Raw genomic sequence first — 16,149 nt, forward strand, 5'->3', positions numbered from 1 at the left:
CGCGTGGACCCATTATAAAAACCGGGATGCTAAAGTTCTTTTCAAATGGCGACAAGAATTTTTACTTTTGGCCGCAAAGTAAACTTATCAAATTAAAAACGGGGTCAGGTCCTCCATTTCTACACGAGCACAGCAGTAGGCAATGCCTACTGCTGTGCTCGTGTAGAAATGGAGGACCTGACCCCGGAGTTAGGACTGGAGTTTGCGCTGGCGCTCCTCGCGCGGCGTGTTGCCGAACAGCGCGCCGAAGGCGGTGGAGAAGTGCGAGCCGGATGAGAAGCCGCACATCAGCCCCACTTGCACGATCGAGTGGTTGGTTTCCAGCAGCAGTTGGCGCGCGCGCTGCAGGCGCAGCTCCAGGTAGTAGCGCGATGGCAGGCTGCCCAGGTATTGCTTGAACAGCCGCTCCAGCTGGCGCCGCGACAGGCCGACCAGGTTGGCGATGTCGTCGGTCGACAGCGGCTCTTCGATGTTGGTTTCCATCAAGGTTACCGCTTCTGACAGCCGCGGCTGCAGGGCGCCGAAGCGCGCCTGCAGCGCCACCCGCTGCCGTTCCTCCGGCCCGCGCACACGCTCGATGCACAAGGTTTCCTTGACGGTGGCCTGCACGCCCGCGCCAAACAGGTGCTCGATCAGCGTCAGCGCAAAGTCGATCGAGGCGGCGCCGCCGCAGCAGCTCAGGTGGCGGCCGTCCAGCTCGAACAGGTGCGGGGTCAGGATGGCGCGCTCGGTGATGTCCTCGGTGTCGGCATACAAGGCCCAGGGCAGCGCGATGCGCACGCCGGCCATCAGCCCGGCCTTGGCCAGCCACAGCACGCCGGCGCCGACGCCGCCCCAGTACGGCGCCGACCGGCAGCGTTCCATGACCGCGCGGCACAGCTCGGCCGGCAGCGGCGCCTGTTGCTCCTCCGCCACCAGCAGCGCCAGGTGCCAGCCGGGCTGGGCCAGGACGACCTGCGCCGGCGTCATGGTTTCCAGGTGCAGCACCTCCCGCCCCAGTTGCGCGGCGGCCAGGCGCAGCGGCTGCACCAGCCCGGCCCAGGTGATGGCGTCCGCCTCGCCGGCGTTGACCAGCAGCAGCCGCAGGGGGCGCTGCCCGGCGAGGCTGGATAAATTTGCAAAGGACATCGGCTATTCTGATCAATCTTGTCGTTTCGCGTAGTGTACCCCGCCGGAAAGCCGGATGCGAAGCGGCTATAATCACGCTCTATGGGTGAACGATACTTGAGAAGCATCCGGCTGCTGGCGGAATGCATGCAAGGCTATGAACGGCTCTCCGGCAACTATGTGCGCCGGAGCGGCCTGACGCACGCGCAGTTCGACATCATCGCCACGCTGGGCAATACGCCCGGCATGTCGTACAAGGAACTGGGCGACAAGACGCTGATCACCAAGGGCACCCTGACCGGGGTGATCGAACGGCTGGAACAAAAAGGGCTGGTGGAACGTCAGCGCAACGACTGCGACAAGCGTTCTTTCTTCGTGCGGCTGACCCCGGAGGGCGAGCGGACGTTCTGCACCGTGTTCCCGGAAGTCATCGCCCAGGGCGGCAAAGTGTTTGCTCAGTTCACCGACGACGACTTTGCGCGCCTTGAAAAAACGCTGTCCGAGCTTAAAACTGTGATCATGGCCGGCCAGACGGATGACTGCCCGTCCACCCGCGAATGTGATTAAAACAAGGAAACAGATTTGAAAACCTCACTGCTGGAAGGCATTAAGCCTGCCAAATTCGACAAACATATTATCGGCAACCTGCTGCTGGACGTGGCGCCGGCGGACGAAGTGCGCCAGGAAGCGCTGATCGTCGGCGTGCGCAACGCCGACGGCGAAATCTACCGCCTGATCGGCGCCTCCACCCACAACAGCTTCATGAACGCGGTCGAGGAATTGTTCGACCTGGGCCTGAGCGACGAGTTGCAGGACACCGATGAGCCGGTAGAGGGCTGCGACGCCATCTTCAGCGAGCAATAACCAATTTGCTTGTTGGCGAAAAAAGACGTCTGAAAAAGTCATACCCGGAAAAGTTCCATGGAGCAATATTCCGGGTATAATTTTTGGCAATGGACAGACTCGACGCCTTCAAGACTATCGCTGCTCAAGCGAGCCGGGGCGAACTCACGTTCCCGGCCAACGTCAACGCCTCGCTGCGCTTGCAGCAGGCGCTGAATGATCCCGATTGCCATGTCGAGTCGGCTGCCAGGCTGATCCAGGCCGACCCGTTGCTGGCGGCGCGCAGCGTCGCCATCGCCAACTCGGTGGCCTACAACCGTTCCGGAACTGAAATTTCCAGCGTGCGCGCGGCCGTGCAGCGGCTTGGCGTGCGCACGCTGCAATCGCTGGTGGCGGCGCTGATCGTGCGCCAGATCGGCAGCCAGGTCACCGAGCCGGCGCTGGCCGCCAAGGTGCAGCAACTGTGGGAGCACACCGCCCATGTGGCCGCGCTGTCGCAGGTGATCGCGCGCCGCGTCACCCATGTCGATCCCGATACGGCGCTGTTTGCCGGCATCATGCACGAGGTGGCCGGTTTCTACATGCTGTCCTGCGCCGGCGATTACCCGCAGGTGATGGAGGGCGAGCCGGAGGACTGGGTCGAGCACGGCGAGATCGAGATCGGCCGTGGCGTCATGACGCATCTGGGCGTGCCGGAAGGCGTGTTCAAGGCGATCGAATCGATGTGGGTCGGCCTGCGCGCGCTGCCGCCGGAAACGCTGGGTGACACGCTGCTGCTGGCCAATGACCTGTCGCCGGTGCATTCGCCGCTGCACCAGCGCCCTGGCGCGACCACGCTGCAAGGCGCCCGGACGATCGACTTCGTGGTCGGCGAGGGCACGCTGCACGCCATCATGACCGAATCGGCGCATGAGGTGCAGTCGCTCTACGCGGTCCTAATGCTGTAATTCGGGGACAGACCACGTTTTTGCAACGCCAAGGCGTTGCAAAAACGTGGTCTGTCCCCAAAAAAAAGCCCGCTGGGCAGCGGGCAAAGTCCAAAACTAGGGATCTCCTCCAGAGGAGACGGTTTCAGAATACTGCCCTTCCCCATCCCGCTCTGTGCGCTACTTCACATAAGCGTGTGCTTTTTGCAATCACCATGACGGCATCGTGTGTTTCCAAATTTCCATTTCCTGAATGCGGCCCAGCCACGCCATCAGCTGGGGATACTGCGTGACCGGCAGCTTGGCTTGCTGGATGTAAGTCAGTGACGGCGCAACCGCCAGGTCGGCCAGGGTCAATTGTTCGCCGACGATCCACTGGCGGCCGGCCAGATGCTGCTCCAGCACCGCCGCAAACTGGGCCAACTGGCGGCCGGCGCGGTCCAGTTCGGCGGCGTCCGGCCCGCCCAGGCCGATCAGCCCTTTCCAGATGTGCTCGAAGCCAAACACGCCGATCGGCGGCGCGAAGTGCTGCGCGGCCCAGAACATCCAGCGGTTGATGTCGGCGCGCAGCAGGATGTTGTCGGGATACAGCGTTTGCCCATGGGTACGGTCGGCCAGGTACTGCATGATGGCGCAGGACTCGGTCAGCGTGAAGTCGCCGTCCTGCAGCACCGGCAGCTTGTTGTTGGGATTGAGCGCCACCAGGCGACGCCGGTCGTCCTGGCTCAGCAGGCTGACCTCGGTCAGTTCCAGCGGCGTGCCCATGTGCAGGGCGGCCATCATCACGCGGCGCGAGGAGGTCGACATAGGGTGGTGGTACAGGCGCATTGCAGTCTCCGTTGAGTGGGTTGAGAACTGCATCGTAGGACCACGCCGCGACAGTTTTTGTCAGGAGTCGTCGCGGATATTGTGCTCGGCGCGCCAGGTCTTCAGCAGCTCGTGGCGGCGCGCGGGGTAGCGCTGCTGCAGCGACTCCACCGCCGCGATGCGGTCGATGCGGAAGTGGCGGAACGCCAGCCGCAATTCGCACCACGCGGCCAGCAGCCGCTTGCCTTCGAAGAACGCCAGCGCAAACGGCCACACCACCCGCTCGGATGGCGCGCCGTGCTCGTCGCAGTAGGACATGCGCAGCCGGTGCTGGTAGCGGATCGCTTCGCGCACCGGGCGCACGTGGATGTCGCTGGTGTTGCGGTCCTCACCGATCGGCACCCACAGGCTGGTGTCGGCCATGTCGTCGCGCAGGTCCTTGGGCGTGGCGGCGGCGATCTTGGCCAGGGCGTTGCTGGCGGCGTGGGCCAACGCCTCGTCGCCTTGGCGACGTACCCAGCGCGCGCCCAGCACCAGTGCCTCCAGCTCGTCGGCGCCGAACATCAGCGGCGGCAGGAAGAAGCCGGGCTTGAGCATGTAGCCGACGCCAGCCTCGCCGGCCACCGGCGCGCCGAGGCCGGCCAGGGTCTGGATGTCGCGGTAGATGGTGCGTTCGGACACGCCCAGCTGTTCGGCCAGCCGGGCGGCGGTGACGGGGCGCCGGTAGCCGCGCATGGCGTCCATCAGCATGAAAAGGCGGCCAGTGCGGCTCATGGTACGGGGTCACTCCAACAGGAAATTGCGCCGTGGCGCCTCCAGGTTGGCGCTGTCGCTTGCGGTTTCGTCTTTCAGCGCCACGCCGGACAACTGGCGGCGGCGCGCTTCGGACAACAGGTAGTGAAGCTTGAACGCTGCGGCCTCGTAGGTCAAGCCTTCGGGGCGGACGTTGGAGATGCAGTTGCGGCTGGCGTCCGTCAGGCCGGGGCGCGGCGACCAGGTGAGGTAAAGGCCCATGCTGTCCGGGGAGCTGAGGCCGGGGCGTTCGCCGATCAGCACCACCACCATTTGCGCTCGCAGCAGGTGGCCGATGTCGTCGCCGATGGCCACGCGGCCTTGCTGGACCATGGTGATGGGCGCCAGGCGCCACTGCTCGCCGGACAGGCGGGCCAGCAACGCGCGGAGGAAGGGTGCGGCGTTCTGCTCGATCGCCAGCGCCGACAGGCCGTCGGCCACCACGATGGCGAGGTCACGGGCCACGCTGTCGTCTGCGGGGGCGGCGGCGGACAGCTTCGCGCGCGAGGCGTCGTCGAGCCGGCGGCCGAGGTCCGGGCGCTGGAGGTAGACGTGGCGGTCCGCCGCCGCGCTATGCACGCTCACGCATGGCAAGCCGCTGGCGGCGTGCAGCGCGTCGCCCAGCGCCGCCGGATCCAGCGCCAGATGCACGGCATCGCGAGCACGCGCGTGAGCCAACTGGAACGCCAGTTGCGGCGCCGTCGGCTGACTGACGCCGCTGCGCCCCAGCGCGATCCGCGCCGCCGTCAACTGCCGCAGCGCGGCCCATGGGTTGTCCGTCACCGGCTTATCCATGCGCCACCCGCAGCACCGCCTTGCTGAACGCGGGCGGCACGCCATCGGCCAGCGCAAACGGCGCCCCTTCCGCCACGATGCCCATCGCTGCCAGCCATGCCTCAAACTCCGGCGCGGGCCTGAGCCCCAGCACGCGCCGCACATACAGCGCATCGTGGAACGATGTGCTCTGATAATTCAGCATGATGTCATCCGACCCCGGCACGCCCATCACAAAGGTCCCGCCGGCGGCGCCGAGCATCGTCAGCAGCACGTCCATATCATCCTGATCCGCCTCCGCATGGTTGGTGTAGCAGACATCGCAGCCCATCGGCAAGCCAAGCAGCTTGGCGCAGAAATGATCTTCCAGCCCGGCGCGCACAATCTGCTTGCCGTCATACAGATACTCCGGCCCGATGAAGCCCACCACCGAATTCACCAGCAGCGGCTGGAAGCGCCGCGCCACCGCGTACGCCCGCGCCTCGCAGGTCTGCTGATCGACGCCATGGTGCGCATTGGCTGACAGCGCGCTGCCCTGGCCCGTCTCGAAATACATCACATGATTGCCCACGGTGCCGCGCCCCAGCGACAACGCCGCCTGCCGCGCCTCGTCCAGCAGCGACAGCGTCACGCCGAAACCGGCATTGGCCGCCTCGGTCCCGGCAATCGACTGGAACACCAGGTCCACCGGCGCGCCGCGCTCGATAGCGGCGATGGTATTGGTCACGTGGGTCAGCACGCAGGACTGCGTCGGAATCGCGTAGCGCGCAATGATCTCGTCCAGCATCGACACCAGCTTGATCACCTGCGGCACGTTGTCGGTGGCTGGATTGATGCCGATGACCGCGTCGCCACTGGCGTACAACAGTCCATCGAGCAGGCTGGCCGCGATGCCGCTGGCGTCGTCGGTCGGATGATTGGGCTGCAGGCGCGTGGCCATGCGCCCCGCCAGGCCGATGGTGTTACGGAAGCGCGTAACCACGCGGCATTTGCGCGCCACCAGCACCAGGTCCTGTACCCGCATGATCTTGGACACCGCCGCCGCCATCTCCGGCGTCAGCCCCGGCGCCAGCGCCGCCAGCGCGGCGGCATCGGCCGCGTCGCTCAGCAGCCAGTTGCGGAAATCGCCCACCGTCAGATGCGCCACCGGCGCGAAGGCCGCCGCGTCGTGCGTGTCGACGATCAGCCGCGTCACCTCGTCCGCCTCGTAAGGCACCAGCGCCTCGTTGAGGAAGACGGTCAGCGGCAGCTCGGCCAGCGCCATCTGCGCAGCCACGCGCTCCTCGGCGCTGCCGGCGGCCACGCCAGCCAGATGGTCGCCCGAACGCGCCGGCGTCGCCTTCGCCATCAAGTCCTTCAGATCGCGGAACAGATACGTCTTACTGCCCACCTGGTGCGAGTAGCCCATCACGGTCCTTTCGCTGACGCTGCGGCGCGGTGGCCAGGAAACAGCCATACCCGAGCAGCAGCAACACCACAAACACACAGAAGATCAGCCCATTGTAATAGATCATGGTGGCCATGCAGACCAGCGCCCCCACCAGTGCGACGGCCGGCAACAGCGGATAGCACGGCGCGCGGAACGGCCGCGCCATCGCTGGCTCCACGCGTCGCAGCTTGAACAACGCCAGCATGCTGATGATGTACATGGTGATGGCCCCGAACACCGACAGCGTGACGATATTCGCCGTCAGCGTCTGGCCGCCCAGCGTGATCAACTGGTCGCTGTAGATGGCGGCGATGCCCACCACGCCGCCAGCAAGGATGGCGCGGTGCGGCGTCTTGAAGCGCGGGTGTATCGTGGCAAAGAACGATGGCAGGTACGCCGCGCGCGCCAGCGCATAGATCTGCCGCGAGTAACCGAGGATGATGCCGTGGAAGGAGGCGATCAGGCCAAACAGCCCAAGCCACACCAGCATGTGTAGCCAGCCGCTGTGTTCACCGACGACCAGCTTCATCGCCTGCGGCAGCGGATCGTTGATGTTGGCCAGCTTGCTCCAGTCGCCGGCGCCGCCGGCAAACACCATCACGCCGAGCGCCAGCAGCACCAGCGTCAGGATGCCGGCGATATACGCCACCGGCACCGAGCGTTGCGGATCGCGCGCCTCCTCCGCCGCCATGGCCACGCCCTCGATCGCCAGGAAGAACCAGATGGCGAACGGGATCGCCGCGAACATGCCGGGAATCGCCGCCAGCGTGAACGCATCCTGCCCGGACCAGCCGCCGCGGACGAAGTTCGCCATCGAGAAGCCCGGCGACACCACGCCCATGAACACCAGCAGCTCGAAGATCGCCAGCAGCGTCACCAGCAGTTCAAAGGTGGCGGCGATCTGCACGCCGAGGATATTCAGTCCCATGAAAACCAGGTAGGCGCACACCGCCGCCGTCTTCGGCTCGACCTGCGGGAACTGCACGTTGAGATAGGCGCCGATGGCCAGCGCGATCGCCGGCGGCGCAAACACGAATTCGATCAGCGTGGCGGCGCCGGCCAGATAGCCGCCCAGCGGGCCGAAAGCGCGCTTGCTGTAGGCGAACGGCCCGCCGGCGTGCGGAATGGAGGTGGTCAGCTCGGTGAAGCTGAAGATGAAGGCCGTGTACATCGCGGCGATGAACAGCGCGGTGACGGCAAAGCCCAGCGTGCCGGCCGACGCCCAGCCGTAACTCCAGCCGAAATATTCGCCCGAAATCACCAGCCCGACAGCGATGCCCCACAGTTGAAACGTGCCCAGCGTCTTCTGTAACGTAGCTTGCATGGTCGCCTCCTTGAGAGATGATCAAATATGCAAGTCCTGTGCCAGCGGTCACGCACCAAAGCGGCGCAACCGGTCCGGCAGCGGATGACCCCCGCGCACCCCGCACACCGCTGCGGCCAGGGTCAGACCCCGTACGGGGTCTGACCCTTTCGTTTGGGGGGGCAAAAAAAAATCCCTCCGCGCGGGAGGGATTTTGGGGACGCTTAGACGACCGCGCCGTCGGTTTCATCCTTCGGCTTGATCGGCTTGATCAGGTCTTCACGTTTGACGCCCAGCCACATGGCCACGGCCGCCGCCACGAACACCGACGAGTAGATGCCGAAGCAAATACCAATCGTCAGCGCCATGGCGAAGAAGTGCAGCGTCGGGCCGCCCAGGAACAGCATCGACAGCACCATCATCTGCGTGCAGCCGTGGGTGATAATGGTCCGCGAGATGGTCGAGGTGATCGCGTTGTCGATCACCTCATGCACCGACATCGACCGCTGCTTGCGGAAGTTCTCGCGGATCCGGTCGAAAATCACCACCGACTCGTTGACCGAGTAGCCCAGCACCGCCAGGATACCGGCCAGCACCGTCAGCGAGAATTCCCACTGGAAGAAGGCGAAGAAGCCGAGAATGATGACCACGTCGTGCAGGTTGGCGATGATCGCCGCCACCGCGAACTTCCATTCGAAGCGCACGGCCAGGTAGATCATCACGCCGATCACCACCATCACCAGCGCGTTCAGGCCGTTCTGGGTCAGCTCGTCGCCGACCTGCGGACCGACGAATTCCACCTTCTGCAGGCCGACCAGTTCGGCGCCGGCGGCGTCCGAGCAGGCTTGCTTGACCACGTGCTCGCCCTTGCCGGTCACGGTGTCGATCTGCTGCATGGCGCCGTTTTCGGCCTTGCACAGCGCGTCGTACACCTTGGCCGAGGCGGCGTTGGGCGTGATGCCCTTCACCACCGGCAGGCGCAGCATGACGTCGTGGGCGGTGCCGAAGCCGGTGGCTTCCGGCTGCTCGTAGCCGATGCTTTCCAGCGTGTGGCGGATGCGCTCAAGGTTGGCCGCGTCCTTGTATTTCAGCTCCATCACGGTGCCGCCGGTGAACTCCACCGACAAATGCAGGCCGCGGTGCAGCAGGAAGAACACGGCCGCGACGAAGGTCAACGCCGAAATGACGTTGAACACCAGCGCGTGGCGCATGAACGGAATGTCTTTTTTGATGCGGAAAAATTCCATGCTTGGTGCCCCTGATTATTTCTGACCCGGTACCCAGACGGTACCGATGGCGATCGATTGCAGCTTCTTCTTGCGGCCGTACCAGAGGTTGACCACGCCACGCGACACGAACACGGCGGAGAACATCGAGGTCAGGATACCCAGCGTGTGCACCACGGCGAAGCCGCGGATCGGACCGGAACCGAACACCCACAGCGCCACGCCGACGATCAGCGTGGTGACGTTGGAGTCGATGATGGTGGCCCAGGCGCGGTCGAAGCCGGCGGCGATCGCCTGCTGCGGCGAGGCGCCGGCACGCAGCTCCTCGCGCACGCGCTCGTTGATCAGCACGTTCGAGTCAATCGCCATGCCCAGCGCCAGCGCGATCGCGGCCATGCCCGGCAGCGTCAGGGTCACCTGCATCAGCGACAGGATGGCCAGCAGGAACAGCAGGTTGCAGGCCAGCGCGAACACGCTGAAGAAGCCGAACACCATGTAGTAGACGATCATGAAGATCGCGATGGCGGCAAAGCCGTACAGCGTCGAGTGGATGCCCTTGCTGATGTTCTCGGCGCCCAGCGCCGGACCGATGGTGCGTTCCTCGATGATGTCCATCGGCGCCGACAGCGCGCCGGCGCGCAGCAGCAGCGCCAGCTCGGCCGAATTCTCGGAGGTGCCCATGCCGGTGATCTGGAAGCTGCTGCCCAGTTCCTGCTGGATGGTGGCCACCGACAGCACTTCGCCCGGCTTGCCCTTCTTCTCGAACAGCACGATGGCCATTTTCTTGCCGACGCGGTCGCGGGTGGCGTCGCGCATGCGGCGGCCGCCATCGCCGTTCAGGTCGATGCTGACGGCCGGCTGGCCGTTCTGGTCGGTACGCGCCACGGCGCTGGAGATGTAATCACCGGTCAGCACCACGTCCTTGGACAGCACCACCGGCACCCCCTTGCCGACGGTGAACAGCTCGGAGTTGAACGGAATCGCCGCCGACAGCTCGGTGCCCGGCGTGATCGACTCGTCGACCATGCGCACTTCCAGCGTGGCGGTGCGGCCGATCACGGCGCGCGCGCGCGCCACGTCCTGCACGCCCGGCAGCTGAACCACGATGCGGTCCGCGCCCTGCTGCTGGATCACCGGCTCGGCCACGCCCAGCTCGTTGACGCGCTTGGACAGCGTGGCGATATTCTGTTTGACGCCGTCGTCGATGGTCTGCTTCAGCGCGGCCGGTTTCAGGCTCATCACCGTTTTCAGGTCGCTGCCCTCGCCGGCGTCGGCGAACTGCAGGTCCGACAGCTGGCCGCCCAGCACGTCCTTGGCCTTCTGGCGGGTGGCGTCGTCGCGGAACTTGATTTCCACGGTATTGCCGACCTTGTCGATGCCGGCGTGGCGGATGTTCTTGTCGCGCAGGATCGAGCGGGCGGCCGATTGCAGGCCCTGGATGCGCTTGTTCAGCACGCCCTCGCCGTCCACCTGCATCAGGAAGTGCACGCCGCCGCGCAGGTCGAGGCCGAGGTACATCGGCAGCGCGTGCAGGCTTTGCATCCACTTCGGCGTATCCGCCTGCAGGTTCAGCGCCACCAGATAGGTGGGATCTTCAGGATCGGTGTTCAGGCCTTTTTCCAGCACCGACTTGGCGTGGAACTGGATGTCCGGGGTGGCGAAGCGCACCCGCACCGACGCGTAGTTGCCGGTGCCGTCAAAGGCCACGCCCTGGTTGGCGATGCCCGCCTGGTTCAGCACGTCGAGCACCTTGGCGGTCATGTCCGCGCTCATCTTGACGGTCGACTTGCCACTGGTGACCTGCACCGCCGGCGATTCGCCGAAGTAGTTCGGCGCCGTGTACAGCGCACCCAGCAGGATGGCCACCACGATCACAATGTATTTCCAGAGTGGATAACGATTCATAGAGTTCTAACGTTCAATGGTGACGTCAACAGGCCCGCGCCCGCGCGGGCCCGGGTGAATTACAGGCCTTTCAGCGTGCCGTTTGGCAGCACCATCGTGATCGCGTTCTTTTGCACCACCAGTTCCGCGCCGCTGGAGATTTCCAGCGTCACGTAGGCGTCGGAAATCTTGGTGATCTTGCCCAGCACGCCGCCGGCGGTGACCACTTCATTGCCCTTGGCCAGCGCCTCCATCATGGCTTTTTGTTCCTTGGCGCGCTTCTGCTGAGGACGGATCATCAGGAAGTACATGGCCACGAACATCAGAATCAGGAAACCATACTGGCCCAGGAAACTGGACGAACCCAGCGCTTCTATTGGGTTGGATTGGGCATACGCATTGGAAATGAAGAAGGACACTGGTGACTCCGATATCTATAGTTTAAAAAACAGCGCTGTATTCTAGCACTGGGCGCTCGCCGCAAGGACTTTTACACCCCGCGCGCGCGGTCGGCGTGGAATTGCTGCACCCAGGCCGGGAAACGGTCGGCGTCCAGGGCGTCGCGCATCTGCTGCATGATGTCCAGGTAGTAGTGCAGGTTGTGGATGGTGTTCAGGCGCGCCCCGAGAATCTCCTGGGTGCGGTTCAGGTGATGCAGGTAGGCGCGCGAGAAGTTCTTGCAGGCGTAGCAGGCGCAGGTGCTGTCGTACGGCTCCTTGTCATCCTTGTAACGGGCGTTCTTGATCTTGATGTCGCCGAAGCGGGTGAAGATCCAGCCGTTGCGGGCGTTGCGGGTCGGCATCACGCAGTCGAACATGTCGACGCCGTTGGACACGCCGGCCACCAGGTCTTCCGGTGTGCCCACGCCCATCAGGTAGTGCGGCTTGTTGGCCGGCAGCTTGGGGCCGACGTGTTGCAGGATCCGCATCATGTCTTCCTTCGGCTCGCCGACCGACAGGCCGCCGATGGCCAGGCCGGGGAAATCGATCTTCTCCAGCCCTTCCAGCGATTCATCGCGCAGCTTCTCGAACATGCCGCCCTGGACGATGCCGAACAGCGCGTTCGGATTCTCGCCGCGGTGGAACTCGTCGTACGAGCGTTGCGCCCAGCGCAGCGACATGCGCATCGACTTGGCCGCCTCGTCCAGCGTGGCCGGGCGGTTGTCGATTTCATACGGCGTGCATTCGTCGAACTGCATGACGATGTCCGAGTTCAGCACGCGCTGGATCTGCATCGACACTTCCGGCGACAGGAACAGCTTGTCGCCGTTGATCGGCGAGTTGAAGTGCACGCCCTCCTCGGTGATCTTGCGCATGGCGCCCAGCGAGAACACCTGGAAGCCGCCGGAGTCGGTCAGGATCGGCTTGTCCCAGCCCATGAAATCGTGCAGCCCGCCGAACTTGGCCATCACGTCGTTGCCCGGACGCAGCCACAGGTGGAAGGTATTGCCCAGGATGATCTGCGCGCCGATCTCCTTCAGCTCCAGCGGCGACATCGCCTTGACCGAGCCATAGGTGCCGACCGGCATGAAGATCGGCGTCTGCACCACGCCATGGTTCAGCTTGACCTCGCCACGGCGGGCCTTGGTCACGCCGGTGGTGTCGGTTTTGTGTAATTTAAATTCCAGCATATTCAATCCTTGTTGTTACCCCGTCATTCCGGCGAACGCCGGAATCCATGCTGAGCAAGCGTCCCCCGATACGCGAGGACGACGAAGCGGCGGTTAAGCTCTGTTCTGCGTCGTCAGCAGCATGGCGTCGCCGTAGCTGAAGAAGCGGTATTCATGGGCGATCGCGTGGGCGTAGGCCTTGCGGATCTCTTCAAAACCGGCGAAGGCCGACACCAGCATCAGCAGCGTCGATTTCGGCAGGTGGAAATTGGTGATCAGGCGCGTGACCGTCTTGAACTGGTAGCCGGGCGTGATGAACAGCGCCGTGTCCGCGCTGCCCGCCTCCAGCTGGCCGCCCTGCGAGGCCGATTCCAGCGCACGCAGCGAGGTGGTGCCCACCGCCACCACGTCGCGGCCGGCGGCGCGCGCGGCGCGCACCGCGTCCACCGTCTCCTGCGGCATGGTGTACCACTCGGTATGCATCTGGTGATCGGCCAGATTCTCGTGACGCACCGGCTGGAAGGTGCCGGCGCCGACGTGCAGCGTGACGTAGGCGAAGTTGACGCCCTTGGCCTTCAGCTTCTCCAGCAGCGGCTGGTCGAAGTGCAGGCCGGCGGTCGGCGCGGCCACCGCGCCCGGCACCTTGTTGAACACGGTCTGATAGCGGTTTTCGTCGAACGAGTCGGCATCGTGCTCGATGTACGGCGGCAGCGGCAGGCGGCCGTGGGTTTCGATCAGGTCGAACACATCGGCGTCGAAGTGCAGCGTGAAGAATTCGCCGGCGCGCTCGCCGACGGTGACGTCGAAGGCGTCGGCCAGGCGCATTTTGGTGCCGGCCAGCGGCGAGCGCGAGGCGCGCACCTGGGCCAGCACGGTGCGGTTATCCAGCACGCGCTCGACCAGCGCCTCGACCTTGCCGCCGCTTTCCTTGGTGCCGAAAAAGCGCGCCTTCAGCACCCGGGTGTTGTTCATCACCAGCAGGTCGCCCGGCTGCAGCAGCTCGACGATGTCGGCGAACTGGCGGTCGATAATCTGCTCGCCGTCGAGGTGCAGCAGACGGGAGGCGCTGCGGTCGGGCAGCGGGAATTGCGCAATACGCTCTTGCGGCAAGTTAAAATCGAAATCGGAAAGCGAATACATTTGCGGACTCTGTTCTTAACAAAAATACGGTAGGCCTTACAATACCGGCGGCCAACCCTCTATTTTACGCCATATGCCTGTTTCACCGTCGAAAACTGCCAAAAAAACCGTCAGCGCAGAGGCCAAACTGGCCAAATTGGGCTTGCACACCGATATGGACCTGGTGCTGCACCTGCCGATGCGCTACGAGGACGAGACCCAGGTCATCACCATCGAAGAAGCCCGCCTGCATGGCGGCGACACGTCCCAAGTTGAGGGCGTTGTCGTCAAAAACGAGATTACCTACAAGCCGCGCCGCCAGTTGCTGGTCCATATCAGCGACGGCAGCGGCGAATTGCAGCTGCGCTTCATGAATTTTTACGGCAGCCAGGTCAAGCAGCTGGCCGAGGGCACGCGGGTGCGCGCGCGCGGCGAGTTAAAACACGGCTTCTTCGGCGCCGAAATGGTGCACCCGGCTTATAAGGTGGTCAACGAGGGCGCGCCGCTGCCGACTTCCCTGACGCCGGTCTATCCGGCCGGCGAAGGCTTGTCGCAGCCGGTGCTGCGCAAGGCGATCGGCGACGCCATGAAGCGCGTCGACTGGACCGACACCATTCCCGTCGAGATCCGCAAGCAGCTGCAGTTGTCCGAGCTGGAGCCGGCCGTGAAGCTGCTGCACTATCCGCCGCAGCAGGTGGACAACCACGCGCTGGCCGACCGCTCGCATCCGGCGTGGACACGCGTGAAGTTCGACGAACTGCTGGCGCAGCAGCTGTCGCTGAAACGCGCCCAGCGCGCACGCCGGCTGAAAGGCTCGCCGGCGCTGACGGTCATCGGCCCGCTGTCCGAGCGCTTCGAGGCCGGCCTGCCGTTCAAGCTGACCAGGGCCCAGCAAAAGGTCCTGAACGAAATCCGCGCCGACCTGCGCCAGCCGTTCCCGATGCAGCGGCTGCTGCAAGGGGACGTCGGCAGTGGCAAGACCGTGGTGTCGGCGCTGGCGGCCGCGCAGGCCATCGACAGCGGCTACCAGGCTGCGCTGATGGCGCCGACCGAAATCCTGGCCGAGCAGCACTTCCGCAAGATCGCCGCGTGGATGGAGCCCTTGGGCGTCAAGGTCGCATGGCTGAGCGGCAGCTTGAAGAAAAAGGACAAGCAGGCGGCGTATGAACTGATCGAATCCGGCGAGGCGCGGCTGGTGGTCGGCACCCACGCGCTGCTGCAGGACGTGGTCACGTTCGAAAATCTCGGGCTGGTGATCGTCGACGAGCAGCACCGCTTCGGCGTCGGCCAGCGGCTCGTGCTGCGCAACAAGGGCGTGGAAGGCTCGGTGCCGCACCAGTTGATGATGTCCGCCACGCCGATCCCGCGCACGCTGGCGATGACCTACTACGCCGACCTGGAAGTCTCGGTCATCGACGAACTGCCGCCGGGCCGCAGCCCGATCGTCACGCGCACCATCGACCAGAACCGGCGCGACGAGGTGATCGAACGCGTGCACGCGGCCGCGCTGGAAGGCCGGCAGGTCTACTGGGTCTGTCCGCTGATCGAAGAATCGGAAGCGCTGCAACTGCAAACCGCCACCGACACCCACGCGCTGCTGGCGGAGGCGCTGCCCGACCTCAACGTGGGCCTGGTGCACGGCCGCCTGAAACCGGCGGAAAAGCAGGAAGTGATGGACGCCTTCATCGCCAACGACATGCAGGTGCTGGTGGCCACCACGGTGATCGAGGTGGGCGTGGACGTCCCCAACGCCTCGCTGATGGTGATCGAGCATGCCGAGCGATTCGGCCTGTCGCAGCTGCACCAGCTACGCGGCCGCGTGGGGCGGGGATCGGCGGCATCGGTGTGCCTGCTGCTGTACCAAAGCCCGCTGGGCCAGATCGCCAAACAGCGCCTGATGACGATGCGCGAAACCACCGACGGCTTCGAAATCGCCCGCCGCGACCTGGAGATCCGCGGCCCTGGCGAATTCCTCGGCGCCCGCCAATCCGGCCAGGCCATGCTGCGCTTCGCCGACCTGGAAACGGACGGCTGGCTGGTCGACCAGGCGCGCGACGTCGCCCACGACCTTCTGCACGCCAACAGCCCCGAGAAAGCCGCCACCGTCGAAGCCCACCTGGCCCGCTGGCTGGGCGGCCGCGAAGAATTCCTCAAAGTCTGAAAAAACCGGGGTCAGTGCCGACATTCGGACATTGGGTCGCGCGCGACCCAATGTCCGAATGTCGGCACTGACCCCGGTTTTTTTAAAGACAGAGGTAGATACGGTTCGCGAGGTCCATCATGAAGTCTGGCCGCAAGTACGCGGCGAATACCAGCGCCAGCACGGCGGC

General features: G+C 64.7%; 15 protein-coding genes. 4 read left to right on the forward strand and 11 right to left on the reverse strand.

The window, feature by feature from the left end; genetic code table 11:
* Positions 1-189: 189 nt before the first annotated feature.
* Positions 190-1,128 (reverse strand): GlxA family transcriptional regulator, encoded by a 939-nt coding sequence (locus FHW58_RS22570; RefSeq protein ID WP_179675427.1) that lies wholly within the window; start codon positions 1,126-1,128, stop codon positions 190-192.
* A gap of 126 nt (positions 1,129-1,254) precedes the next feature.
* Between FHW58_RS22570 and FHW58_RS22575 the strand changes: the two genes are divergently transcribed.
* The 3 genes from FHW58_RS22575 (at position 1,255) to FHW58_RS22585 (ending at position 2,897) form a co-directional block, all read left to right on the forward strand.
* Positions 1,255-1,674, forward strand: coding sequence for a MarR family winged helix-turn-helix transcriptional regulator (locus FHW58_RS22575; RefSeq protein WP_229265455.1), 420 nt, complete (start codon positions 1,255-1,257; stop codon positions 1,672-1,674).
* 15 nt (positions 1,675-1,689) lie between these two features.
* On the forward strand, positions 1,690-1,971 hold the full coding sequence (locus FHW58_RS22580) for a hypothetical protein (protein WP_179675429.1): 282 nt from the start codon (positions 1,690-1,692) through the stop codon (positions 1,969-1,971).
* Positions 1,972-2,060: 89 nt separating this feature from the next.
* Entirely contained in the window at positions 2,061-2,897 is an 837-nt protein-coding gene (locus FHW58_RS22585) for an HDOD domain-containing protein (RefSeq protein WP_179675430.1), read from the forward strand.
* 189 nt (positions 2,898-3,086) lie between these two features.
* Here FHW58_RS22585 and FHW58_RS22590 read toward each other — a convergent pair whose 3' ends face one another.
* The 10 genes from FHW58_RS22590 to queA form a co-directional block, all read right to left on the reverse strand.
* On the reverse strand, positions 3,087-3,704 hold the full coding sequence (locus FHW58_RS22590) for a glutathione S-transferase family protein (RefSeq protein ID WP_179675431.1): 618 nt from the start codon (positions 3,702-3,704) through the stop codon (positions 3,087-3,089).
* Between the two features lie 60 nt (positions 3,705-3,764).
* Positions 3,765-4,457 carry a YafY family protein gene (locus FHW58_RS22595; RefSeq protein ID WP_179675432.1) on the reverse strand — a complete coding sequence of 231 codons (693 nt, stop codon included), beginning with the start codon at positions 4,455-4,457 and terminating at the stop codon, positions 3,765-3,767.
* A gap of 9 nt (positions 4,458-4,466) precedes the next feature.
* Entirely contained in the window at positions 4,467-5,270 is an 804-nt protein-coding gene (eutC, locus tag FHW58_RS22600; protein ID WP_179675433.1) for an ethanolamine ammonia-lyase subunit EutC, read from the reverse strand.
* Complete coding sequence (locus FHW58_RS22605; RefSeq protein WP_373996724.1) at positions 5,263-6,705, reverse strand: ethanolamine ammonia-lyase subunit EutB; 1,443 nt, start codon at positions 6,703-6,705, stop codon at positions 5,263-5,265. The genes eutC and FHW58_RS22605 overlap by 8 nt, the downstream gene beginning before the upstream one ends.
* Complete coding sequence (eat, locus tag FHW58_RS22610) at positions 6,629-8,002, reverse strand: ethanolamine permease (RefSeq protein ID WP_179675434.1); 1,374 nt, start codon at positions 8,000-8,002, stop codon at positions 6,629-6,631. The genes FHW58_RS22605 and eat overlap by 77 nt, the downstream gene beginning before the upstream one ends.
* A gap of 203 nt (positions 8,003-8,205) precedes the next feature.
* The gene (gene secF / locus FHW58_RS22615) at positions 8,206-9,228 is read right to left on the reverse strand and encodes a protein translocase subunit SecF (RefSeq protein WP_179675435.1); all 1,023 of its coding nucleotides are present in this window, start codon (positions 9,226-9,228) and stop codon (positions 8,206-8,208) included.
* A 15-nt stretch (positions 9,229-9,243) separates the two neighbouring features.
* Positions 9,244-11,112: a protein translocase subunit SecD gene (secD, locus tag FHW58_RS22620; RefSeq protein ID WP_179675436.1), complete on the reverse strand. Its 1,869-nt coding sequence runs from the start codon at positions 11,110-11,112 to the stop codon at positions 9,244-9,246.
* Between the two features lie 59 nt (positions 11,113-11,171).
* Positions 11,172-11,510, reverse strand: coding sequence for a preprotein translocase subunit YajC (gene yajC / locus FHW58_RS22625; protein ID WP_179675437.1), 339 nt, complete (start codon positions 11,508-11,510; stop codon positions 11,172-11,174).
* A gap of 71 nt (positions 11,511-11,581) precedes the next feature.
* The gene (gene tgt / locus FHW58_RS22630) at positions 11,582-12,721 is read right to left on the reverse strand and encodes a tRNA guanosine(34) transglycosylase Tgt (protein WP_179675438.1); all 1,140 of its coding nucleotides are present in this window, start codon (positions 12,719-12,721) and stop codon (positions 11,582-11,584) included.
* Positions 12,722-12,814: 93 nt separating this feature from the next.
* Entirely contained in the window at positions 12,815-13,840 is a 1,026-nt protein-coding gene (queA, locus tag FHW58_RS22635; RefSeq protein WP_179675439.1) for a tRNA preQ1(34) S-adenosylmethionine ribosyltransferase-isomerase QueA, read from the reverse strand.
* A 73-nt stretch (positions 13,841-13,913) separates the two neighbouring features.
* On the opposite strand from queA, the gene recG reads away from it, so the two are divergent.
* On the forward strand, positions 13,914-15,980 hold the full coding sequence (gene recG / locus FHW58_RS22640) for an ATP-dependent DNA helicase RecG (RefSeq protein ID WP_179675440.1): 2,067 nt from the start codon (positions 13,914-13,916) through the stop codon (positions 15,978-15,980).
* Positions 15,981-16,149: the final 169 nt, after the last annotated feature.

Source organism: Duganella sp. 1224 (genome assembly GCF_013408245.1).
GTDB lineage: Bacteria > Pseudomonadota > Gammaproteobacteria > Burkholderiales > Burkholderiaceae_D > Rugamonas.